Source organism: Sphingobium yanoikuyae (genome assembly GCF_013001025.1).
Classification (GTDB): domain Bacteria; phylum Pseudomonadota; class Alphaproteobacteria; order Sphingomonadales; family Sphingomonadaceae; genus Sphingobium; species Sphingobium yanoikuyae_A.
Map to the genome: position 1 here is coordinate 24961 of NZ_CP053023.1, position 22256 is coordinate 47216.

The 22256-nt window shown below is 67.2% G+C and carries 28 protein-coding genes; 18 read left to right on the forward strand and 10 right to left on the reverse strand.

Going from position 1 to position 22256, the window contains the following annotated elements; translation table 11 throughout:
• Positions 1 to 48 precede the first annotated feature (48 nt).
• A complete protein-coding gene (locus tag HH800_RS27155; RefSeq protein ID WP_232037490.1) occupies positions 49 to 255 on the reverse strand; it encodes a hypothetical protein in 207 nt (68 codons plus the stop codon).
• 479 nt (positions 256 to 734) lie between these two features.
• On the opposite strand from HH800_RS27155, the gene HH800_RS27160 reads away from it, so the two are divergent.
• The 7 genes from HH800_RS27160 to HH800_RS27190 all read left to right on the forward strand — a co-directional run bounded on the left by HH800_RS27160 (position 735) and on the right by HH800_RS27190 (position 6779).
• Positions 735 to 2897 carry a ParB/RepB/Spo0J family partition protein gene (locus tag HH800_RS27160; RefSeq protein WP_107917700.1) on the forward strand — a complete coding sequence of 721 codons (2163 nt, stop codon included), beginning with the start codon at positions 735 to 737 and terminating at the stop codon, positions 2895 to 2897.
• Between the two features lie 78 nt (positions 2898 to 2975).
• Positions 2976 to 3911: an ArdC family protein gene (locus HH800_RS27165; protein ID WP_048939586.1), complete on the forward strand. Its 936-nt coding sequence runs from the start codon at positions 2976 to 2978 to the stop codon at positions 3909 to 3911.
• Positions 3912 to 3921: 10 nt separating this feature from the next.
• Positions 3922 to 4239: a hypothetical protein gene (locus HH800_RS27170; RefSeq protein WP_048939587.1), complete on the forward strand. Its 318-nt coding sequence runs from the start codon at positions 3922 to 3924 to the stop codon at positions 4237 to 4239.
• A 26-nt stretch (positions 4240 to 4265) separates the two neighbouring features.
• Entirely contained in the window at positions 4266 to 4877 is a 612-nt protein-coding gene (locus HH800_RS27175) for a DUF6927 domain-containing protein (RefSeq protein ID WP_048939588.1), read from the forward strand.
• Positions 4878 to 4921: 44 nt separating this feature from the next.
• Positions 4922 to 5122, forward strand: a complete 201-nt coding sequence (locus HH800_RS27180) for a hypothetical protein (protein WP_041380157.1) — start codon at positions 4922 to 4924, stop codon at positions 5120 to 5122.
• Entirely contained in the window at positions 5119 to 5634 is a 516-nt protein-coding gene (locus HH800_RS27185; protein ID WP_048939589.1) for a thermonuclease family protein, read from the forward strand. Before HH800_RS27180 ends, HH800_RS27185 begins: the two co-directional genes overlap by 4 nt.
• Positions 5635 to 5750: 116 nt before the next feature.
• On the forward strand, positions 5751 to 6779 hold the full coding sequence (locus tag HH800_RS27190; RefSeq protein ID WP_048939590.1) for a DUF7221 family queuine tRNA-ribosyltransferase-like protein: 1029 nt from the start codon (positions 5751 to 5753) through the stop codon (positions 6777 to 6779).
• A 45-nt stretch (positions 6780 to 6824) separates the two neighbouring features.
• Here the strand turns inward: HH800_RS27190 and HH800_RS27195 are convergent, their stop codons facing one another.
• A complete protein-coding gene (locus tag HH800_RS27195) occupies positions 6825 to 7313 on the reverse strand; it encodes a hypothetical protein (RefSeq protein ID WP_048939591.1) in 489 nt (162 codons plus the stop codon).
• Between the two features lie 72 nt (positions 7314 to 7385).
• Positions 7386 to 8099, reverse strand: coding sequence for a hypothetical protein (locus HH800_RS27200; protein ID WP_048939592.1), 714 nt, complete (start codon positions 8097 to 8099; stop codon positions 7386 to 7388).
• A gap of 176 nt (positions 8100 to 8275) precedes the next feature.
• Here HH800_RS27200 and HH800_RS27205 point away from each other — a divergent pair, with 176 nt between their 5' ends.
• A complete protein-coding gene (locus HH800_RS27205) occupies positions 8276 to 8920 on the forward strand; it encodes a hypothetical protein (RefSeq protein ID WP_169863508.1) in 645 nt (214 codons plus the stop codon).
• Between the two features lie 3 nt (positions 8921 to 8923).
• Here HH800_RS27205 and HH800_RS27210 read toward each other — a convergent pair whose 3' ends face one another.
• On the reverse strand, positions 8924 to 9103 hold the full coding sequence (locus HH800_RS27210; RefSeq protein WP_066704209.1) for a hypothetical protein: 180 nt from the start codon (positions 9101 to 9103) through the stop codon (positions 8924 to 8926).
• A 104-nt stretch (positions 9104 to 9207) separates the two neighbouring features.
• Here HH800_RS27210 and HH800_RS27215 point away from each other — a divergent pair, with 104 nt between their 5' ends.
• Together HH800_RS27215 and HH800_RS27220 are read left to right on the forward strand one after the other, a co-directional pair.
• On the forward strand, positions 9208 to 10173 hold the full coding sequence (locus tag HH800_RS27215) for a hypothetical protein (protein ID WP_169863509.1): 966 nt from the start codon (positions 9208 to 9210) through the stop codon (positions 10171 to 10173).
• Between the two features lie 109 nt (positions 10174 to 10282).
• A complete protein-coding gene (locus HH800_RS27220; protein ID WP_036529763.1) occupies positions 10283 to 10477 on the forward strand; it encodes a hypothetical protein in 195 nt (64 codons plus the stop codon).
• A 543-nt stretch (positions 10478 to 11020) separates the two neighbouring features.
• Here HH800_RS27220 and HH800_RS27225 read toward each other — a convergent pair.
• The 4 genes from HH800_RS27225 to HH800_RS29535 all read right to left on the reverse strand — a co-directional run bounded on the left by HH800_RS27225 (position 11021) and on the right by HH800_RS29535 (position 14917).
• On the reverse strand, positions 11021 to 11593 hold the full coding sequence (locus tag HH800_RS27225; protein WP_048938258.1) for an ankyrin repeat domain-containing protein: 573 nt from the start codon (positions 11591 to 11593) through the stop codon (positions 11021 to 11023).
• Positions 11583 to 13790 (reverse strand): catalase, encoded by a 2208-nt coding sequence (locus tag HH800_RS27230; RefSeq protein WP_048938257.1) that lies wholly within the window; start codon positions 13788 to 13790, stop codon positions 11583 to 11585. The genes HH800_RS27225 and HH800_RS27230 overlap by 11 nt, the downstream gene beginning before the upstream one ends.
• Before the next feature lie 173 nt (positions 13791 to 13963).
• The gene (locus HH800_RS27235) at positions 13964 to 14455 is read right to left on the reverse strand and encodes a Dps family protein (RefSeq protein WP_048938256.1); all 492 of its coding nucleotides are present in this window, start codon (positions 14453 to 14455) and stop codon (positions 13964 to 13966) included.
• 99 nt (positions 14456 to 14554) lie between these two features.
• A complete protein-coding gene (locus HH800_RS29535) occupies positions 14555 to 14917 on the reverse strand; it encodes a hypothetical protein (protein WP_066702628.1) in 363 nt (120 codons plus the stop codon).
• A gap of 182 nt (positions 14918 to 15099) precedes the next feature.
• Here HH800_RS29535 and HH800_RS27245 point away from each other — a divergent pair, with 182 nt between their 5' ends.
• The 5 genes from HH800_RS27245 to HH800_RS27265 all read left to right on the forward strand — a co-directional run bounded on the left by HH800_RS27245 (position 15100) and on the right by HH800_RS27265 (position 17583).
• Positions 15100 to 15558, forward strand: a complete 459-nt coding sequence (locus tag HH800_RS27245; protein WP_048938255.1) for a DUF736 domain-containing protein — start codon at positions 15100 to 15102, stop codon at positions 15556 to 15558.
• Between the two features lie 163 nt (positions 15559 to 15721).
• The gene (locus HH800_RS27250) at positions 15722 to 16156 is read left to right on the forward strand and encodes an antirestriction protein (RefSeq protein WP_048938254.1); all 435 of its coding nucleotides are present in this window, start codon (positions 15722 to 15724) and stop codon (positions 16154 to 16156) included.
• 61 nt (positions 16157 to 16217) lie between these two features.
• Positions 16218 to 16724 (forward strand): hypothetical protein, encoded by a 507-nt coding sequence (locus HH800_RS27255; protein WP_048938253.1) that lies wholly within the window; start codon positions 16218 to 16220, stop codon positions 16722 to 16724.
• A gap of 41 nt (positions 16725 to 16765) precedes the next feature.
• Positions 16766 to 17269: a hypothetical protein gene (locus tag HH800_RS27260; RefSeq protein WP_048938252.1), complete on the forward strand. Its 504-nt coding sequence runs from the start codon at positions 16766 to 16768 to the stop codon at positions 17267 to 17269.
• A complete protein-coding gene (locus HH800_RS27265) occupies positions 17266 to 17583 on the forward strand; it encodes a DUF7673 family protein (protein WP_048938251.1) in 318 nt (105 codons plus the stop codon). Before HH800_RS27260 ends, HH800_RS27265 begins: the two co-directional genes overlap by 4 nt.
• Here HH800_RS27265 and HH800_RS27270 read toward each other — a convergent pair.
• Complete coding sequence (locus HH800_RS27270) at positions 17580 to 18098, reverse strand: hypothetical protein (RefSeq protein WP_048938250.1); 519 nt, start codon at positions 18096 to 18098, stop codon at positions 17580 to 17582. The two genes, HH800_RS27265 and HH800_RS27270, sit on opposite strands and share 4 nt — an antisense overlap.
• A gap of 95 nt (positions 18099 to 18193) precedes the next feature.
• On the opposite strand from HH800_RS27270, the gene HH800_RS27275 reads away from it, so the two are divergent.
• Entirely contained in the window at positions 18194 to 18889 is a 696-nt protein-coding gene (locus HH800_RS27275) for a hypothetical protein (protein ID WP_048938249.1), read from the forward strand.
• A gap of 141 nt (positions 18890 to 19030) precedes the next feature.
• On the forward strand, positions 19031 to 19555 hold the full coding sequence (locus HH800_RS27280; protein WP_048938248.1) for a DUF736 domain-containing protein: 525 nt from the start codon (positions 19031 to 19033) through the stop codon (positions 19553 to 19555).
• A 128-nt stretch (positions 19556 to 19683) separates the two neighbouring features.
• Here HH800_RS27280 and HH800_RS27285 read toward each other — a convergent pair whose 3' ends face one another.
• Positions 19684 to 20991 carry an SLC13 family permease gene (locus HH800_RS27285; RefSeq protein WP_048938247.1) on the reverse strand — a complete coding sequence of 436 codons (1308 nt, stop codon included), beginning with the start codon at positions 20989 to 20991 and terminating at the stop codon, positions 19684 to 19686.
• On the opposite strand from HH800_RS27285, the gene HH800_RS27290 reads away from it, so the two are divergent.
• Positions 20977 to 22023, forward strand: a complete 1047-nt coding sequence (locus tag HH800_RS27290; RefSeq protein ID WP_169863510.1) for a hypothetical protein — start codon at positions 20977 to 20979, stop codon at positions 22021 to 22023. The genes HH800_RS27285 and HH800_RS27290 overlap by 15 nt on opposite strands.
• Positions 22024 to 22256: the final 233 nt, after the last annotated feature.

A 22256-nucleotide genomic window follows, 5' to 3' on the forward strand; every position in this document is an offset into this window, starting at 1 on the left:
ATGATGTGCGCGCCTCCAGGTCTTCCGGCCGCTCGCTCGGGGGGCGGCCTAGTCGCTGCTGAGCGGAATACCCGCGATGAGCGCGGCGCTTTGCGGATCCAGCTCTTCGCCGGGCTGGAGGGGCCGCGCCGCGAGCGCCACATCGAGCGCATGTTGCAGCCGCGCAGCCGTATCCCAGTCTTCGGCCCTGTCCAGAAACACCATCGCCTGCCGCATGAGGCCTATCGCGATGCCGCGGCTGTTCGTCTCTGCCATGCCCATCTCCTCGAGCTCCCGGTTAAACCGTGGGAGAGGGGGCGATTGGCCTGTCGTCCGAACTCCCGCGCACTGGACGCGGGAGCCGCCGGACCTCGCAACATGTGAACACACATGCGCCGCCACCTTTAACCCGAAGGTCTGGACATGCGCGACGGCAGCCCGGAAACCGATGGTTTTCGAGTTGCTTGTGTTCACGGACTTGCGAGGTCCGGCGCTGCCCTTTGCGCAGCGCAGCTCCGCCCTAACAGAGGGGCCGGGAGCGGCCAACCGGTTCCTTTTTCTGACCAGGTTTCCAGCGTCGTTGGCTGGTGTCGGCGCCCCGTTCCGGCTGCCTTGACGATCGCTGTCGCACCACAGGGCGCTGCCCCCGGTCGGACAGCCGAGGCGACCGAAACGGCCAGCGGCGGGGCCGCTGCAAAGAGAAGGGGGGTCGGAAGGGGTGTCCCGGGATGATCCGGGCATCAAGGAGACTTCCAGTGATCGACAGCGTCAAACTCAACAAGCTCCGCCTCTCGCCGATCAATGTGCGCAAGGTTTCGGAAGACCGGCTGCGTCTCGACGAACTCACCCCCGACGTCGAGGCCCGCGGCATCCTGCAGAACATGCTGGTGACCCCGGCCAAGCCCAAGGGCACGTTCGAAGTGCTCGACGGGGGACGGCGCTGGCGCGCACTGATGCGCCTGGTCGAGGCGGGTTCGATCGTCGCGGCCGACTATGACGTGCCGGTGCGCGTCATCACAGGCGACATCGCGCATCTGAGCGAAACGTCCTTCGCCGCCACCTATCACCAGCTGCCGCTCACCCCCGCCGAAGAATGCCGCGCCTATGAGCATTTCATCGGCAAGGGCGCCGACATCGACGGGGTCGCCAAACGCTTCGGCAAGACCCGCCGCTTCGTCGAAGGCCGCCTGCGCCTGGCCTCGCTGGCCGAGCCGATCTTCGACGCGCTGGCCTCGGGCGCGATTACGCTCGACATCGCCAAGGCCTATGCCTCGACGGAAAGCCACGACAAGCAGCTCGATGTCTGGAGCACCTACGGCCAGAACAGCTACGTCAACGCCGATTCCATCCGCCGCGTCATCGCCAACGACGCCCTTAAATCCAACGAACCGATCGCGCTCCTGATCGGCGAGGACCGCTATGCGGCCGCCGGCGGCCGGGTCGATCGCGACCTCTTCAGCGAGGGCGGCGACCGCTGGATCGATCCCGAGATCGCCAAGGGCGTCGCTGCCGAGATGATGGAAGCCGAGGCCAAGCGCATCGGCGAGGAATCCGGGCTCGCCTGGATCCGGCCGATCGCAAGCAGCTATGCCTATAACCACGCGCAGGATCTCTACCGCGTCATGCTCGATCCGCCCGAACTGACCGACGAGCAGGCCGCGCGCCTGGAAGCGATCGAGGCGCGGCGCAGCGAGCTCGAAGAGCTGATGCAGGACGAGGCGCTCGACGAGGATCAGTTCAAGGCACTCGACAGCGAGGACGACGCGCTGATGGCCGAGGCCGAAGCCATCGAGAACCGGCTGCCGGTGCTGCCCGACGAGCTCAAGCCGCATGTCGGCGCGTTCCTCCTCCTGACCCCGCAGGGCGAAATGCGCCTCGACACGCAGTTCTTCAGCGAACAGCCCATCCAGCGCATCGATGACGAGGCGCAGGGCGAGGGTGAGGAGGACGACGGCGAGGGCGGCGAAGAGGGCGAGCGCCTGGCAGGCGGTTTCCGCATCGGCGGGGCCGACAAGGAGGCGCCCAGCCTGCCCGAGGAAGCCGTGGGTCCGGGCGGCAAGCCGCTCAGCGCCCGGCTCTACGACGAACTCGCCATGCAGCGCCGTGACATCCTGGCGGCTTCGCTCCTCGCCGAACCCGCGCTCGCGCTCGACTATGCCCTCTTCACGATGATCGACGCGCGCAGCCAGTCCACGCGTCATACCGGCTACCACAGCGTCCACTATGGCTCGACGCTGCGGGCCGGAGCACCGCAAGACCCGGTCTCGGGTGATATGCCGGTGACCCGCGCGCGGCAGTATCTCGCCGAGGCCCATGACGGGCTCGACGCGGCCTGGACGGAACCGGCCGATATCGTGGAGCGGTTCGAGGCCTTCCGCGCGCTCGGCGACGACGCCAAGGCAGCCTGGCTCGCCTATATCGTCGCCGTCTCGCTCGAGGCCAAGGGCGGTTTCAAGGCGGAACAGATCCCGCTGCAGAACCGCCTCGCCTCGATCCTCGAGATCGATGTCGCCGCCTGGTGGCGGCCCACCGCGGAGAACTTCTTCGACCGGGTCAACAAGGGCACGATCCTCACCCTGCTCAACGATGTCGGCGGGGGCTCCCTGACCGCGCGCCATGCCACGCTCAAGAAGGGCGAGATCGCCGCGAGCTGCGAAAAGCTCTTTGCCGGGGAGTCGATCGTCGAGCCTGACGTCAAGGAGGCGGCGCTCGCCTGGGTCCCCAATGCCATGCGCTTCCTGGATCGCGTGCCGGAACAGGCAGAGGAATCCCTTGATGCGTTTGGCGACCCGGACGTGGCCGAAAGCGACGGGGCTGATGACAGCGAGACCGACGACGGTGACGCGGTGACCGCCGGGCCGACGGCTTCCGCGCCGGCCGAGGCCGACGAAGACGAACTCGCCGCCGCCGAGGCCTGAGCCTCAAATCCTGTCCGCAAGCGACCACCGGCGTGTTCTCGCGCCGGTGGTCGTCTCGTCTGTGAGGAGTTTTCCATCATGTCCAAGCCTGCACGAACCGGCCGGGATGCCGCGGCCGAAATCAGCGCCATCATCATCGATCGCCTTGAAAAGGGCGTACCGCCCTGGACCCGGCCCTGGCGCACGAGTGGCAGCGGCGGCCGGCCGCTCCGGCACTGCGGCACGCCCTATACGGGGATCAACAATCTCCTGCTTTGGGCGCTCGGCGACATGCACGGCTACCGGTCGCGCTACTGGATGACCTATCGGCAGGCGAGCGAGCTCGGCGCGCAGGTCCGCCGCGGAGAGCAGGGTGCCCTGTCCCTCTATTATTCCTCGTTCAAGAAGACCGAGACAGACGCCGTGAGCGGTGAGGCCGTGGAACGCAGCATCCGCTTCCTGCGCCATTACATCGTCTTCAACGCCGACCAGATCGATGGCCTGCCCGGCTATTATTACCCGCCCGAGGTGCCGGCCACGCCGCTGTCCCCCTCTCTGCGGCAAGCGGCGATCGACAGCTTCTTCGCGGCGATCCCCGCCGATGTCCGTCATGGCGGCAACGGCGCCTTCTACTCGCCCACCTTCGACTATATCCAGATGCCCAAGCGCTCGAGCTTCATCTCGATGGACCATTATGCGAGCGTTAGGGTCCATGAAACGGGGCATTGGACCGGCCATGGCGACCGGCTCGCGCGCACCTTCGGCAAACGCTTCGGCGACAAGGCCTACGCATTCGAGGAACTTGTCGCCGAGATCACCGCCGGGCTGGTCTGCGCCGAGCTTGGCCTCCCCAACGAGTTGCACGACAGCCACGCGAGCTATGTTGGCCACTGGCTCGGCATCCTCAAGGCCGACAAGACCGCCATCATCCACGCTGCGTCCAAGGCCGAACAGGCCTTCGCCTATCTGACGGCGTTCGGCGAGGCCGGGCAAGCGGGCAGCGCCCCGCCGCCCGCACTTGCCGCGGCTGCATGAGGCGGCCGCCATGACCCCTGAAACCAAGATCCTGGCCTGCCTGTCGACGGCCCATCTCTCAGCCGAGGTCGCGGCGGAACTGGACGCCATCCTCGCCTATCCGCCGCCGCTTGCGGCCCGCCTCAACCCCGCGCTGTGGCAGGCGCATATCCTCATGGACCGCTGGCTGGATTATGGCTGGTTCATCTGGGTCGCATCTCCTGCCCGCGCGCATATGCCCGGCTCGCTCAAGGCCTGCCTCGACCTCGCCGAAGCGTCCGGCGCCGCCTGGCTGCAGTTCGACCGCGACTGCGCACCGATCGCCGAACTGCCGGTCTACGACTGGTAATCCCCTCTCATCCAAGGAGAACCCTCATGGGTTGGCTCACCATGTCTCGCCATTCGATGGGGGGGCACGCAACCGCGAAAGCCTATCTCGACGACCAGTTCACCTATGAGCGCGACCATCCCAAGGGCGGCACGCGCGGCCTCAAGGTGCTCGCCTCGTCCTGCCCTGCAAACCGCGTCTATTATGCGGCCGCTCAGGTGACACGCGACGGCATTGGCGGCGAGGTCTTCGCCATCGTCTGCCTCGTCCTGTGGAACCCGCGCAGCGCGAGCGGCGAAAATTTTGGCTACAAGGATATGACGGAAAATATGGGCCCCTGCGAGGCTGCCTGTCCCGCCGCGATCCTCGATCTTCTGACACCGACCACAAACGAGCATGCGCTCGACTGGCGACGTCGCTGCCGCGAGGCGCTCGCCCGCCGTTCCCGAAAGATCGAGACCGGCGCTCGCATCAAGCTGCCCGCGCCGGTCCGGTTCTCCGACGGGCATGTGGGCGAAGAATTCATCGTTGACCGGATCGGCCGCCGGGTCATCCTGCGCGATCCCGAGACGCGCATGCCCTACCGGATTGGCCGCTTCATGGACCAGGCCTGGACGATCGTCCCGGAGACCAAGGTCCACAAGACCCTCTTCGCCTGAGCGCTCTTGCCTCCCGTCCCTCCTGCGAAGACAAGGATCTGATCATGTTCCCTTTTCCCTTTCCCCGGTCCGCCAAGCGCGACCTCCTGTGCAGCCGACAGAATGCCGAGCGCGTCGCTGCACGTCTGTTCGCCGCCGGCGGCGGGCCGATCAGCGTCGTGCGCACCGGCGATCTTCTCCAGCCCTACCGCGTGGCCCTGGTCCCGGCCCGCTATGAGCAGGTCGAGACGGTCATGGTATCATGATGGGTCGCAAGGTCATGCTCTCAAGCGTCTTTGCAGCCCTGCTTATGGGCTCCAGCCTGTCGGACGCCCAGAGCTTCCATGCGCGCGGCCGCGCGCTCGACGGCGATACAGTCGCTGTTGATATCCGCCTGCTCGGGATCGATGCCTTCGAGACAAGGCAGATGTGCGAGCGCCGGAACGGCTGCTGGTCGTGCGGCAAGGCCGCGCAGGATCTCGCAGCACGGGCTCTGCGCGACGCCGAGGCGGTCATCACGTTGACGCCCTCATCAACCTATGGCCGTCCGGTCGCCACCGTGACCGTTCGCGGCGCTGACCTCGGCGAGACGCTGCTCCGCGCCGGGCTTGCAATCCCGCAATCGCAGTATCTTCGCCGCGATCCCGCGCGCCGCGCGCGCTATGAGGCGGCCTTCGCCGAGGCCCAAGGCCGCAAGGCAGGGGCCTTTGCCGGCACCTGGCTGCCCCCCGCACGATGGCGCAAGGGCGAACGCCTCGCCTGCGAGCGCCGACAATAATCCCGTTTCCGCAAGACCTCGGCGCTTGAAGCGCGCGGCACACCCCGCAGGCACCTGGGCGCGCCGAGGCTGGCGGCGGGCTTTGCCGATGAGGCTGGTCTCCAAGGACATGTCGCATGGTTACGTCCTCATCCCAATCGCGCGCGATCACGCTGATGGTCGGGCTGCCGCATCTTCGCTCCGGCCCGCTGCTCGCCCGCGCGCGCAGCCTTGCGCTGCCGGTCCTCGTCTCCGCCAACGCCTTCTCCCGCTGGGTGGACGCAGCGCAGGGACGTGAATGGGCCGGCTGGAAACTCCAGGGCCTGAAGAATGCGACCCGTCTCCACAGTCTTTGCCTGGACAGTGCCGGGTTCAGCGCCATGGCTCGCTATGGCGGCTTTCCCTGGACCATCGACGACTATGTCGCGCTCGCATCTGCCTTTCCCTTTCGCTGGTGGGCGAGCCTCGACTATTGCGTGGAGCAGGAGGTTGCCCGAGACCGCGAGGAGGTTCTCGACCGGATCGCGCGCACCGTCCGGGCCAATATCGAATGTCATGCGCGCGCTGTCGATCGGAATATCGCCAGCACGTTCCTGCCGGTCATCCAGGGCCGCCTGCCGCAAGATTACGAACGCTGCGCCACTGCGCTCGCAGGCCTTGTCGAGCGTCATACCCTCATCGGTGTCGGATCGATGTGCCGAAGACCCATCCATGGCGACGCCGGTCTCATCGCGGTGGTGGATCATCTCGACCGCGTCCTGCCGCCAGCGGTGCGGTTGCATCTCTTCGGCGTGAAGGGCGCGGCCATTCCCTTCCTCAAACCCTTCGCGCGCCGCGTCGCCTCGATCGACAGCCAGGCCTATGGCATCGCAGCGCGCAGCAAGGCGCGGGCGCATGGTTGTCGAAAGTCCGATGACCTCGTCGCCGACGAGATGGAGCGGTGGGTCGAGCAGCAGCGGGCGCGGCTACGCCAGCCTGCCCGCGCCCTGCCGATCGCGGCGCCAGCGATAGCGCCGCCGCTGCGGTTCGATCCTTGGGAAGAGGCGATCGCCCAAGCGCGGGAGGATCTGCGCGCGCTCATCGAAAGCGGCGACCTCGATCATGATGCGCCTGTGACCGGATGGGTCGAGCAATGGGCCGCAGACCTGATGCACGTTGAGGCTTGATGGCGATCACCAAGCACGGCGCCGGACGCGGCACAGCCCTGCAGCTCAGGATTTGACGACCGGCTCCGCCCACCAGGACGCACCTTGGACAAAATCGGCACGACTCTCGACGAGGGGGCCATCGGGCTCCGCCGCGACATAGGGGTTGGTCAGCGGGAGGATCGTTCGCTTTTCACGGTGGATCTGGCCGGCGACCCGGCCGCGCCGCTCGAGCAGATCCTCCAACCAGGCGAGGTCGTCGAGCATCTCGACCACGCCGCGACCAGCCAGGCAGAAATAGATCGTCCGCTGAAAGTCGTCGGCCTGCGGATTGGACAGGAGGCTTGCGAGCTTCCGTTTGCCTTGCGCCAGCCCCTCGTGGATCCACTGGGCCGCCTCGCGGATCTCGCGCACGGCATAATAGGCATCGAGCGCATCCATGCCGATGGCCGCATTGGCGATCATCCGGCGCGTCGGCCGATTGTCGGGATCAAGCGCGGCATCCCGTAGCGTGATATCGAGATCGAACCGGTCGAGAAAATTGGACATGCTCATGGCGGAAACTCCCTTCGCGTGGGAACGTACCGTGAACATCTGGCGTGGTCAACTGGTCGGCATCGACCTGGATCAGGCCTTGTCGGCCGCGTTGGCGAGTTCGCGATGAACGGCCCTGGCGAGATTGAGGTCGTAGCTGAGCGCGCTGCTGACCGGGAGGCTACGCACGCCCAGGGTCTGGAGCGTATAGTTGAGGTCGGGCGTCACCGCCGCGCCCGCCGCTTCGATCGGCAGGTCCCAAGGCCGAAGCGGCGAGACCGGCCATCGCACGCCCTCGGCCTCGCGCATTAGTGTATCGCCATGCAGGCAGAAGGCGGACGGATCGCAGCGATAGTCCATGTCGATCCGGGCCGCGATCGTGTTGTCGCCCGCGTGGCGCGCGACGAAGGCCCGGTGACGCCCCTCGATGACCTGATAGAGAGCGGGAAGTCCAGCCATCGTCAGGCGTTGCACCTTCACGGGCAGGCTGTTCTGCGCGTCCCGGCGGTCGCGTACGGCTCCGACCAGCCGGTCGAACCGGACCGGCTGGGCTAGCACGTAGCGCAGTTCGATTGCGGCCGCCTCGGGCGGCGCGACAATGCCACGGGAAAAGGCGGTGGCGCAGACGGCCCGCGCGAAAAGATCGACCTGAAACGGTCCTATGACGCTGAAGATACCGGTCGCATCCGGCCCGGCCATCTCGTTCGCGCGCTCACCAAGCTCAGGATGTCCAGGGATGCGCAGGTCCGACACGCCGCCACGCAGGCATTCCATCATGTCGATGCCCATCGCCTGAGTCCTCTCCATTTCGGAGGAATTTTATACCTTGCCGAGGCGTCTGACTATCCGGCGGTTCTTTCCCGTGGCCGCATCGGAAAGGTCCGCAGTCTGCAAGGACCTCCCAGCGCCAGGCGCCGGAAAAAGGGGAGGGGGGCCGAGAGGACGAGCGACGTGGATCGCTTGGCCCCTCGGAGACTTTCCCCATGAGCTACGATGTTGCGTTTCGCCACCAGCAGGCCCTCGACCCGAGCGCGCTCTCGAGTGTCACCACCACATTGCACGCGATCGGCGCCGCGATCACCGACTGCCGCAACGCTGGCAAGGACGCCGAGATCGACCCTGCGGTCATCCTCCTTATCCGTCACCTGTCGCAAGTGTGCGAAGCCCGGCCGCCCAGCACCCTGCTGCGCCGCGAATGCCTGGACGCGATCGCTGAGATCCGGCGGCATCCTGTGCTCAAGACGCTCGCCTATCGCGGCGTTGCCTATGACGAGCCCGCCAAGCGCCTCTTCCACAGCGAGGGACGGATCGCGATGCGGCGGCTCGCCGAGGCCCTGGATCTGGCCGAGGGCAGCTTCGATGTCCGGTCCAACAAGGGCGGCGTTGCCGTCTCCGGCGAAATCACGCTCCACGGCGAGGACATCTGGGTCCAGCTCAGCCTGGGCCTCATGGGACCGGACCGCGAGATCCTCTACCGGCGCGTCCACGGCCGAAAGGACCATATCGGCGAGCGCAACCATTATGCCTCGATCCGCGACCTCATGGCGCCCGATCGCTTCGCCCGGAAGATCTGCCGGGATCTCAATCTGGCACCCGCCACCCCATCGGACGGCCGGCTGTTCGCCTGACCCTCAGGCCGGCGGCGGCTCGACATGGCCCAGCCACCGGGCCAGCAAGCGCGCCATGGTGGCGCGATAGTCAGCGGGACTGTCGGGTTCGGCCGTCGCTTTCCATCCGCATTGGCACTGAACGGTGCGCACCGCGTCATGGGGCGGCGCTGCGTAGACGATCATATGCGCCCTGAGCGGCATCTTTCGTTTCCCCCCGCGGCGCGATGCTGCGCGCGCGCGGGGCGGCTGTCCACATTTTTGTCCGTAGCGCCCGCCTGCGGGCAGACTCCCTGAAAGGAGACCTCATGCACCGCTTGCCTAATGACGCGGCACCTTGCCGCGTGCCCGACAGGATCGCCCTCGATCCGCAGGCGCCCATCATCCTCGCCTATGGCATCGGGGTCGATTCCACCGCGCTTCTCATCGAGCTTCACGCGCGCGGCGAAACGCCCGATCTCGTCCTCACCGCTGACCCTGGGGCCGAAAAGCCCGATACCTATGAATATCAGGCGATGATGGCCGCCTGGATGGCGGCCCGGGGCATTCCCTATGAAGTGGTTGCTTACCGGCCCAAGCGCTTCAAGCACTATCCGCCCTATGCGACGATCCTCACCAACCTGCTGGCGAACGCGACGCTGCCGAGCATTAGCCTGGGCCGTCACAGCTGCTCGCTCAAATGGAAGGTCGCGCCCCAGGACGCCTTCCTCAAGCAATGGCCGCCGGCCAAGGCCGCCTGGGCGGCGGGCCGGAAGGTCGTGCGCCTGATCGGCTACGATGCCTCGCCCGCCGACGCACGCCGTTACCGCCATGCCGCCGGGATCGACGACCCGCTGTTCGAGTGCCGCTATCCGCTGCGCGACTGGGGCTGGACGCGCGCACGCTGCGAGGCCCGGATTGCGCAAGCCGGCCTGCCGGTCCCGCCCAAGTCGTCCTGCTTCTTCTGCGGCGCCATCAAGCCCGACGAGGTCCGCGCCCTGCCGGCCTGGTGCCTGCGCCTCATCGTGCTCATCGAGGCGCGTGCGGCCCCCCGTCTCCATACGGTCGAGGGGCTCTGGCGGCGCTCTACCCGAACCCGTCCGGGGCGGATCACCGACTTTATCCGTGCCGAGCAGCTGCTGCCCGAGGCCGAGATCGGCGAGATCCTGCGGACCGCTCCCACCGAGCTGCTGCGCTTCCAGGACGCGGCCGCGCTCGTGCCGGTGAGCGAACGGCCGACCATGGAGCAATGGCTCGCCGACTTCACCGCGGGGCAGGCCACCAGCCGTCTCTAGGCAGCCGCGCTGCGCTGCGCCATCCCGCGACATGTGCACCGCGCGCCCACAGCATACCCACCCGTTATGCCGGCTCTGACCACAAGCTTATCCACCAAGGAGGTCAACCATGCGTCCCATCACGCCTGCCTCGCCCGAGCAGGGCCAGGCCATCGCCAACGCTGTCGAGCGCCTGCGCGAAGCGCGCACCCTCTTGCGCCAGGCCGGCGCGCGCCAGGCGGCGGCCGCCGCCGGCAAAGCGATCAGCAGCGCCGAAGGCGCGGCCCGGCATGTCGCGCACCGGATCCGGCGCACGAGCACGTGACGCCCGCGCTCTCGCGCGACGCCTTGGCGGGGTCAAGCGCCATGCGACCAATGTCTAGGGTTTTGAACGCCGTCGCCATAACCAGCCTTTCGTCATTTTGCGGTACAAGTGTGCATGGATTCGCACACAACACCCGGGCTCTGGTCGCTCGACTTTGAAGCAGGACTTGCGGTCTGCGCCCAGGGTACTCTTCGTTTCGAGCGCCGCGGCGACGCCGGTGTCACCCTCGCGTTCGTGGGCGCTGCGCCCCTTTCGCTCGAAGCCCAGTGTCTGCTGGCCGGCCACGCCGTCGCAGCCATCGAACGCGCCTATCGCCTGCGGCGTCTCCCGGGCACCGCCCGACAAGAGCAGCCGCCCTTTTCTCCGCGTCCTACTGCCCCCTGTCGCCGACCGCGCATCGCATCCCCAGATCAGCCAGCGCTTCCTTGAGCAGACCGCGTTGGGCAGACCGCGTTGGGCAGACCGCGATAAGGGCGGCCAATGACGGCGATGCAGCGCCCAATACCATCGGACATGGTCGCCCCTGCACGCTCCCACGCCCTCCTACGATGTGAGAATGGCGCTTTCTGCCCGCCAACTCCCAGGCCGAGATGCAGGACAAGCGCCGCGCAAATGCTCGCCCATGGCGGCGTTGTTCTGGTCTCGCGCAACCGACAGCGCCGAGTTGCCCGCGGCGTCGCACCGCTCGGGGTCCGCGCCCTGCGCGACCAGGAGATCGGCAATCTCTCGCCGGTCGAACAGCGCGGCGAGCATGAGGGCAGTCTGGCCGGCCTTGTTGGTCGTCTCGGCGTCTGCCCCGCGCTCGAGAAGCAGCCGGGCGACCGATGTGAAGCCCTTGAACGCCGCGCCCATCAGCGCGGTATTGCCGCGCGCGGCATCACCCGCCTCGGGATCGGCGCCGTGATCGAGCAGCAGCGCCACGGCCTCGTCATGCCCATGATAGGCCGCCAGGATGAGCGGGGTATAGCCCCGCTCATCCTTTGCCTCGACCGCGCAGCCCGCATGCAGCAGGGCCGGCAGCACGTCGGTCCGTCCCAGCTGCGCCGCATCGAACATCAGTTCGCGCAGCCGCTCGGGCGAGGGCAGGGGCGGCAGATCGCCGGGCTCATTTGGCATCCATGTCGACCTTGAGTTCGCGGGGCCAGAAGCGCAGCGCCGCGATCGTGTCGACGAAGGCCGCCGCATCCTTGGCGGCGCCAAGCTCGATACAGGCATCGTCGAGCTTCTCGAGGATGCCGGCATTGGCAAAGATCGGCTGCGCATCGAGCGTGAGGCCGATATATTTGCAATGGCCAAAGGCATCGCGCACGAAGTCCTGCGTGGCCGCGTCATCGGCAAGCAGCGCAGCGCCGTCGGCCGAGACGACGATGGCCACCGCGTCGAACAGCACCGAAGCTCCGCCGTCGATCTTCTGCTTGGCCGCAACCTTGGTGCCATCATCAAGCGTCACGCCGCCGATCTTGGGGGCGATCACGTCATAGACCGCGCCCACCTTGTCGAGCGCCTTGACGAGGCCGCCAAACAGCGCGGCATCGGCGCCGTCGCTCAGGAGAATGCCAAGCTTGCGGCCCTTGAAGCTCGGCGGTCCGTTCTTCACGATCGACAGCGCGTCCGACGGCGGCAAATCGCTCCGGGTCGGCTGCGCAGCCTGCGCGGGCGCGGGCAATTCGGGAAGGCCCAGGCCGTCCGCGACGGTGCCGGCCAGGCCGTCGTCGATGTTGATGAGGTGCGAGACGACACGGGCGCGAATGTCCGGGCGTTCGACCTTGCTGAGCTCGAAAACCAGGGCATCAGCGATATGCTTCTGCTCGATCGGCTCCTGGCTCACATAGAATTGCCGAGCCTGGCTGTAGTGATCGGCGAAGCTTTCCGGGCGGATGCGCAGCTTGGCGCCATCCGCTTCCTCGGCGAAGCTTCGGAACCCCCGGACCGGATCCTCGCGCGGTCCGCCGAGCGTCGCACCCCAGCTGTTGGGCTCATAATTGACCCGCCCCCGGGGGTTGGTCATCGCCATATGACCGTCCTGCTGGAAATGGGCGACGGGGCATTTGGGCGCGTTGATCGGGATATGCGTGAAATTGGGCGAGCCCAGGCGCTTGAGCTGTGTATCGAGGTAGGAGAAATTACGCCCCTGGAGCAGCGGGTCGTTGGTGAAGTCGATACCCGGCACGACATTCTGCGTGCAGAAAGCAACCTGTTCGGTCTCGGCGAAGAAATTGTCGACCACCCGGTCGAGCACCAGACGGCCCACGACCCGGACGGGCAGTATCTCTTCGGGAATGATCTTGGTCGCGTCGAGCACGTCGAAATCGAACTGGTCGGCGAACGCCTGGTCGAACAGCTGGACGCCGAGCTCCCATTCGGGAAAGTCACCGCCATTGATCGCTTCCCACAGATCGCGGCGATGAAAGTCCGGGTCGGCGCCGTTGATCTTGACCGCCTCGTTCCACAGCACCGACTGCAGGCCCTGCTTGGGCTTCCAGTGGAACTTGACGAAGGTCGACTTGCCCTCGGCGCTGACAAGCCGGAAGGTATGGACGCCAAAGCCCTCCATCGTGCGGAATGAACGCGGGATCGCCCGGTCCGACATGGCCCACATGATCATGTGCATGGATTCGGGGGTCAGGCTGATGAAATCCCAGAAATTGTCATGTGCGGTCTGCGCCTGCGGGAAGGCGCGGTCGGGTTCGGGCTTTGCCGCATGGACGAGGTCGGGAAACTTGATCGCATCCTGGATGAAGAAGACCGGGATGTTGTTGCCGACCAGATCCCAGTTGCCTTCCTTGGTATAGAGCTTGACCGCGAAGCCGCGCACGTCACGCGCCAGGTCGAACGAACCCTTCGAGCCCGCCACGGTCGAGAAGCGAACGAAGGCGGGCGTGCGCTCGCCCACGCGCTGGAAGATGTCCGCCCGGCTGATGTCGGCGAGGCTGTCGGTCAGCTCGAAAAAGCCGTGCGCGCCATAGCCGCGGGCATGGACCACGCGCTCGGGGATCCGCTCATGGTCGAAGTGAAAGATCTTCTCGCGAAAATGAAAATCCTCGAGCAGCGTCGGACCGCGCGCGCCTTGCTTCAGGCTGTTCTGATCGTCGGCGACCGGAACCCCTTGGCTCGTGGTGAGCGCCGGCGCGCCGTCGGCCGCGACCTGATGGGTCTCGCCGCCGTCGCCCTGTTTTTCAGCATAGCTTTCGGACAGCTGTGCGTCGGGAGGCACGGGCGAGGCCTTCTGCCGGGATTCCCCGGACACCGGCTTCCCCGGAGCGATGTCGGCCGGAACGATCACAGCGGTATCGGTCGCGGGTTTCCTGGGCATGGGAGCTCCTGTCACTGGTCATGTCGGTGAACCCGCCCACGCCGGACGCTGGGCAGGTATGACGGACAAACCCCCGGGGACAGTTTGAGTTTCCCAGGCCGAGCAAATTAGGAGCCGCCTCGTCCGACAGGGCGCACAGAGGCCGGGCACCCTGTCGGATAACGGTCAGTCGCTTAGTTCTGCAGCAGCGAGCGTAGCATCCAGGCCGTCTTTTCGTGCACGGTCAGCCGCTGGGTCAAAAGATCGGCGGTGGGCTCGTCGCTCGCCTTGTCAGCCAGGGGGAAGATCGAGCGCGCGGTGCGCGCCACCGCCTCATGGCCCGTCACCAGGATGGCGACCATGTCGAGCGCCTTGGGCGGATCGGCGGGCGCATCGTCGATCGATGCCAGTTCGCTGAACTGCGCGTAGGAGCCCGGCGCCTTGTGTCCCAGCGAACGAATGCGCTCGGCGATGAGATCGACCGAGTTCCACAGCTCGGTATATTGCACCATGAACATGTCATGGAGCGTGTTGAACATCGGGCCGGTCACGTTCCAATGGAAATTGTGGGTGGTGAGGTAGAGCGTATAGGTGTCGGCCAAGAGACGGGAGAGACCTTCGGCGATGGCCGCGCGGTCCTTCTCGTCGATGCCGATATCGATATGCCCTTCGGTGGCTTTGCCCATGGCTGTCTCCTTCTTGGGATTGAACCTGGGAAGATATGGCGGCGATGTCGCAGCGCCAACCATTCAAGCAATTTGCGAGGAGGACAAAATCATGAGCCGTCATAGGCTTGCGCCCCGCCCCGAGTGCCCAGAGGTGTTGCGCGCCGTCGTCGGTTTCGACCGCCCGCTCCAGACCCTCTTCGCGCAGGTCTTCTCGCATACCCCCGAGGCCGACGATCCCGAGGCCGAGAGCGTGCGGGACGATATTGAGGAGGGGGATGAGGATGGCGAATCCTGCTGTGGGTCGGCACCGAACCGGGCGAACTGCTCGATCCCGAGGCCGCCATCGCGCTTGTCGCGCCCTATGCGCTTATACCGGATGATCTGGCCAGACGTCTGCGCGCAGACATGGACGCAGCCGCCGGGCAGCGCGACGGCGAGCACCAGATTGAGGTCAAGCGAATCCTGTTCGGTTCGCAGCATTAGGCTTCAAGACCGGACGGCGCGGACAAGACGGGCCAGTTTCAGGCCATCGCCCACGGGCAGGCGCGGGCGATGATGGGCGCCTGGCGGCGCCTGCTCGGCCGAACGGCCGAGGAGAGGAGGGGGTGAGGGACTGGCGTCCCGGACAAGGGGTTCGAGGACGCTTTCCAAGGAGAAGTCCCATGAACATCGGTTCCATCGCCAAGAACGCCGCCGGCCACCTCGTCGGCCGTGTCTCCACCCTGACCGTCGAGCTCACCATCGCGCTCCGCCCGGTCCACTCGGCCAATCCCAACGCACCCAAGTTCGAGGTGATGGCGCTGTCGGCTGCGCGCGCCTGGGTCCGCGTCGGCGCGCTGTTCGAGCTCGCCTCGCGCGAGAGCGGCCTCATCTTCTACAACGGCAAGATCGAGGACCCGAGCTTCGCCCAGCCGCTCTATGTCTCGCTGTTCCAGCAGCAGGACGGCTCCTACAATGTGGTCTGGTCGCGCCCCTCGCGCCGCCGGGAACTTCCCGCCGAAATGGCGATGCCCGCCGATGATGGCCTGCCGCCGCTGCCGGGCAACGACGCCTCCCAGGCCGGACAGAGCGAACCCGACGTGCTGGGCGCCAGCTCGGCCCCGCCTGCCTTCGCGGACTGATCGCCATCGCCTCTGCCCCCGACAGGGTTCGCCTCGCACGCCTGCGAAGCGGGCCCTGTCGTCCTGCCGCCGCTCGCGCGGCGCTGTGAGGGGAGGGGGAGCGGTGATGATGGTCCTGCCGCAAAAAGGAGCGTCCGGGCCGGTCCCTTTGTCGGAGTTCCCCATGACAGACACTCTCCCCGCTATCGCCGATGCCCCCTGCAACGCCGCAACCCTCGTACCCGACGCGCGGCGCGGCGCATTTCTCCCTGCACTTTTTGGCCGCCGTCATTTCTTCCAGGGCGAGACGCTGGTCTATTCCTTCCTGCAGTGGCTCTCGGCCGATTATGGCGGCGGCTATTGGCAGTTCATGGAACGGGCGGGGCACCCGCTCTATCTCGTCCCCGCCGGACGACCGGCCTATCGCATCTGCTGCAACAGCAACGGCTATGAGGGCACCGTCTCCGCCGACGCTGCGGGCATCATCGCCACGCTCTTCGCCTTTTCGCACCTCTCCTTCGAGGTCGAAGACGATCATCTCGCCGAGGCCTACCACCGCCTGCGCGACTATGCCGGCGACCATCCCGAGGCCGCGAAAATCTTCGGCGCGATCGACTAGATCCGCTCCCAGCGCGGGTCTGCCGTCAGACGCCAGGCCCCCCAATCCCCCGGAGGATTTCATGTTCAGCATCTTTGATATCGGCGCCGCGCCGGCGAATGAAGACTGCGCCCAGATCGGCCACACGCCCGACTTCGATGCGTGCAACCGCCTCGAAGTGGAGAGCTATCGCGCCGCCATCCAGGCCCGCTTCGGTCCTCCGCCCGAGGGCTGTGCGCTCGTCGCTATCGGCAACGCCCATGATTTCGGGCGCTACCTGACCCTCGGTCTCAAGGTCTGGCGCTTCGCGCAGGACCGGGCCGAGGTCGCCGCCTATGTCGAGGCCGCCGAAAACGGCCTGACGACCTGGATCGAAGCGGGCTTCACCGCGCCGATCCGCTATGCGCAGGGCGGCGACGTGCTGGAGCGGCGCGCCGGGCTCGAGGAGATCGTCATCGGCGCGCTCATGACGACCCGGCCGACCAGCGGAGGGCAATTTCCGATCCCGGACTTCGCGCATCTCCATGCCAATATCGCAGCCGCCTATCCCGCTTGCGCGGCCCAAGCCCTCGCGGCCCTCTGCGCATGATCTCGCGCGAGGCCGACCACCTTCTTTTCAGGAGCTCACCCATGGCAAACCGCGTTTCCGCGTCGATCACGCTCGGCGGCACCCTCTCACCCTACGCCTATGAGGCGCTCACAGCGCTCATCACCGCCGAGGCCTTGTCGACCGAATGGGACGGCGAGCCGTTCGAGGCCGACCACCATATTCCTGGCACTGCTCTCAGCCTCTTCGCCCACGAAGTCGCCAACGGCCGGTTCGAGGCCCTCGAAGCCTGGTGCGCCGAGCACGGCATCGCCTTTGCGCGCTGGTCGGGCGCCTATCCTTCGCAATGGGGCGCAGAGCGCGTGGTGTTCACGGGCGCAGGCGAACCCATCTCCTACCCGGTCGACGAAGACGATTATGTCGTGATCGGCCGCGCGGCGCTCGAACGCCTGGCAAGCTTCGACGCCGTGCTCGCCTATTTCGATGCGGCCGACTTCGTTGTGCCGCCGCTCGTCGTGGGGGATGCCGCTCCTTTCCCCCAAGAGCCCTTGGCCCGGCCGGGCTTTGATGAGACAGTATCATCATGACAACGATTCCCACCGACCGCAGCAGCGCGCTGGCCGCGCGCGACCGGCTCGTTCCCCTCGCCCTGTCCGATACCGGGCAGGCGCGGCGGGTCGCCCGCTTTCTCATGGCCTGGTGGAACGGACCCGAGCTGGGCGACTTCCCGGTCGCCGACCTGTTCGCGCTGGACACGGCCGTGGCGCGCGACATCGCGGCGATCGTGGGCTTTGTCGCCCAGCATCCGGGCGCCCTCTATATCGATGCGCTCGGCTATGGCGACGAGATGCAGGCGATCATCGCGCGCTGGCACGCGCCCCAGGCCGCGAACGCGGCCTAACCCGCCTCGGGCCAGGGCCCAAACATCAGAACCACCAGCGCCGCGATATCGCTGACGGGCGCAAAGCGCGCGAGTGGCACCTCGCGCAGCGCCGGCTGGTCCGCCTTATGGCCGAGCGCATTGCCCTTGGCATGGCGGGTGACCTTCTCCCCTAACGGCGGCAGGCCTTGGCCGGGCGGTCCGCCGAACCAGCGATAGGCCTCGACCGCGAGGCTGCGCGCATCATGCCGGATCAGCACGGCGCAGCCATTGGGCTTGGCGCCCAACCGGGTCTGAATGTCGAAGCTGCGCCGTCTGGCCTGTCCATGCATCGCCTTGAGCTGGACATGCCGCATTATGCCGCGCGCCTCGATGATGAGGTCATAGCCGCTATTGTCGACCTCGCTGTGCGAGACCGAAAAATCGAACTCGCCGCGGCGCCATAGCTCGCCGCCGACATCGGCGAGAAATCGATGCTGGAGGATCGTCTCGCGCGTCGCGGAATAGGTCGAGAGCGCGGCTATCCACGCCTGCATAGGATCTTCCTCCCATTTTGTTCAGCCGGGCGACGAGCCCGGCACTGCGCGTGCGGCCAGCGGGCCTGCACTTTTCTCACCATAAGGAGACGATCATGGCGAACAACTATCTCAAGGCGAGCTTCCTCATCGAAGTCACGCCCGTCGAGGCTGCGCTCATCGACTGCGCCTTTGCAGCGAGCGATCTGCTGGGCGATCTCGGGGACGAGCCGGCGGCGCGCCTTGCGGCCTATTCGGGCCTGGGCTCGGCCTTTGCCGCGGCTTTCCCCCCGGGCGGCGACGATCCGTTCGAGACGTTCCCGGCTCTGTTTGTCGATCCCACCTATCCGACGTTCGACTGCGATCTGTCCCGATGCGAGCCCCGCAGCGAGGGCCGTGTCCACCTGCACTTTGCCGGGGAGCAGTTCGCCATCGACGCCGTCGGACACCTTCTCTTCGCCGCCGCCAAATCCGCCCTGCCGTTCGGTTTCGAATTCTCGCTCGATTGCGATCGCCTCGTGCCCGGCCAATTTGGCGGTGGCTATGTTGCGATTACCGAGCAGGGCGTCAGCTTCGGCCATAGCAGCGCGCTCCTGGACCGGGCGATCGGGCGCGCGATCGAGGAAGGCGCGGACGGCTATGTGCTGGTCACGCGTCATGCGACCCATGGGCTCAGCTTCTGGAACCGCGAGGCCGGGTTCGGGCGGCTCGCCGATGCAAGCATCTTCTCGGAGGCCGAGGCGTCACGCCTGGACATCCCAATCACCGACGACCAGCCCGAATGGCTGGCCATGCCCGCGCCGCTCATCTGATCGGGCCATCGCCCGCCAAAGGGGCTGGCGATGATGGGCGCCTGGCGGCGCCTGCTCGGCCCAGCGGCCGAGGAGAGGAGGGGGAGAGAGGACTGGCGTCCCGGACAAGGGGTTCGAGGACGCTTTCCAAGGAGAAGTCCCATGAACATCGGTTCCATCGCCAAGAACGCCGCCGGCCACCTCGTCGGCCGTGTCTCCACCCTGACCGTCGAGCTCACCATCGCGCTCCGCCCGGTCCACTCGGCCAATCCCAATGCGCCCAAGTTCGAAGTGATGGCGCTGTCGGCTGCGCGCGCCTGGGTCCGCGTCGGCGCGCTGTTCGAGCTCGCCTCGCGCGAGAGCGGCCTCATCTTCTACAACGGCAAGATCGAGGATCCGAGCTTCGCCCAGCCGCTCTACGTCTCGCTGTTCCAGCAGCAGGACGGCTCCTACAATGTCGTCTGGTCGCGCCCCTCGCGCCGCCGCGAACTCCCCGCCGAAATGGCGATGCCCGCCGACGACGGCCTGCCGCCGCTGCCGGGCGACGACGCCGCCCAGGCCGGACACAGCGAGCCCGAGGGGCTGGGCGCCTCGACCGCCGGTGACGATTTTGGCGGCGATGACGCGCAGGCACCCGCCCAGGGCCGCCGCGGCCGCCGTCAGCGCGCGGTCGAAACCGCCGACTGACCGCAACCATCCTCTTCCCTTTCCGCGCCGCGCCTCCGGCGCGGAAAGCCCCTGGCAGGATCCGCCGCGCTCCCCCGCGCAGCGGGTCCTGTCTTTGTTTCGGCTGGAAAGAGCCGATCCAGTCCGGCTCAGAACGGAAAAAAGGCCTGGATCGCGAGGATCGCCACGGTCGCGGTCAGGAGGTTGAGCGGCAGGCCGACCCGGACGAAGTCCGTATAGCGATAGCCCGCCATCTGGTAGACGATGACATTGGTCTGGTAGCCGAAGGGGGTCGCGAAGGCGGCGCTCGCGGCCATCATGACCCCGACCAGAAAGGGCCGTGGGCTGACGCCGAGACTGTCGGCCAGCGCCACGGCGACAGGCGTCACGAGCACCGCCACGGTCGCGTTGGACAGAAGCTCGGTCAGCACCATCGTGGCGAAGTAGAGGACGATCAGCGCGACGAGCGGGCTCAGCCCGTGGACGCTGGAAATCAGGAACTCCGAGGCCTCGCCCGCCAGCCCGCTCGATTCCATAGCGATGCCAATCACCACCATGCCCGCTATGAGGATCAGGATTTCCGGACGCAGTCCGCCATAGGCCTCGTCGGCGCTGATCACGCGCAGCAGGATCAGAAGGACCGCGCCGCTGAGCGCCGTCGCCGCGATCGGTGCGACCCCGAACGCCGCCAGCGCGATCGCGCCGGCAAAGATGGCAAAGGCCATCGCGGCCTTGAGCGGTTGGAAGGGGCGCTTTTGCGCGAACAGCGTCGCGTCGCCGACCTGGGCATTGCCGATATGGATGGGTTCGAGCGGTCCGGGCTCGCGGTCCCGCTCGTCGCTCTCATGCGCCCGCAGCAGCCGACCGCTGACGAAATAGAGATAGAGCCCGCCGGCCAGGGCGATCGGCAGGCCCACGGGCGTGATCTCGAAAATGCCGAAGCGCGCCTGTCCGGCAATGCTCGCCATGTCGTCGACGAGAAGGTTCGTCGAAGTGCCCACCAGCGTGCAGCAGCCGGTGAGGACGGTGATGTACGAGAGCGGCATCAGATAGCGCTTGGGCGACTGTCCCAGGGTGCGAGCGATATCGCGGATCACCGGCGCGCCCAGCACCACGATCGGAGTCGAATTGAGAAAACAGGAGAGGCCGCCGATCATCGAGAGGAGCAGCCACACCCCCTTGGCGCCCAGGCGCCGGCAGAGACCGACGCCGAGTTCGATCGCGCGATCGAGCAGGCCTGAGAGCTCCAGCGCATAGGCAATGACGAATAGCGAGGCGAGGGCGATGATGGCGGGACTGGCGAAAGCGCCCTGCACGTCCACCGGCCGCACGACCCCGGTCATGAGGAGGATCGCCGCGCCCGCAAGCGCCACGACGTCGGCACGCAGCCGGTCCCAGATCATCACGCCGACCACGCCGACCAGCACGAGCAAGGTGAGAATTTGATCGATCGTCATCGCGTCCCTGCCTCGAACCCAGGTCCGCCCCTGTCAACGTCCGGCCAAAAGAAACAGGCCGGGCGGGGTGGAGCCGGCCTTGCAATTTGGTATCACCCGGACATGCGCGAGCCCAATCTCAGGACCAGCCGTCTTGCCATTGCCGGCGGCCTCGTGGCCGCGCTCGCGCTGGCGGGCGGGGGATTCCTGCTCGGGCGCGGCACGTCGCCCAGGCCAGACAGCGCGCCGCCGCCCGCGATCCAGTCCGCGCCGCCGTCGCCGGCGGCTCAGCCTGAACCGCCGCATATTCTGGGCCGCGCGGACCTCCTCGCGCTCGCCGCCAAGGCGGCCGATGCCGCCGCATCGGGGCAGGTGCTGCCGACCGGCCTGCAGGGCAAGCGGTTCGAGCTCGTTCTCCCCTTCGGCTGCGCCGGGCCTGCCGCTGCCGACAGCGCCGCGCCCTTGCGCTGGCGCTATGATGCCGCGCAGCAGACCCTGCGCGTTCATGTCGCGCCCGCCCGCTGGTCGCTGGCCGACTGGGGGCTTGCTCCGGATAAGGGCGGGGACGGGACGAGCGGCGAAGGGGATACGGGCGTCGACGCCAGGGCGGGGGAAGCGGCCGGGCAGGCCCGGCTTGAGGGCTTCTGGATCGAGCGGCCCTGGTCTAGCGCCGAGACCTGTCCGCCCGTTCCTCCCGGACCGGCTGCAAGCGAGGGTGCATCTGCGCCCCTGCTCCCGCCTGAGCAGACGCTGGCCTTTGCGCAATGGCGCAGCGAGGCAGGACGGACCGATACAGCGCGGGCCGGGCGGGCCTATGCCCTGGTCAAGCGCTTGGCGCCGGACGCAGCGCCCGGGCCGAAGGGGCTCCGTATCCGGCTCATCGGCCGGGTCGCCCGCCTTCCGGATGGCGGCAGCCTGCGCTGCACCCAGGCCGCCGGGCCGGACCAGCGCCCGGTCTGCCTCCTTGCCATCGCGCTCGACGAGGTGCGCATCGAGAACCCCGCCGATGGGGCGGTGCTCGGCACCTGGTCGGAGGCCATCGTCCAGCCCTGACGGCGCGCGCGCGCTGATGCGGTGCTCTCGCTCAAGCCGATAGCCCGGGCGGGCGAGGGCCGCCTGCTTCGCGCAAGATCGCCGGGCCGCCCGGACCGCATGGTATCCCAGGGGAACCCGTCGGCGCGCCATTGGTCGCTCGCCCTGCGCCCGCGTCCGGCCGGTCTGCCGGCGCATGAGCCTCGCCCGCCGCGCCGGGTGCCAGGGCCATTGCCGCAAGGGGAGCCGATCCT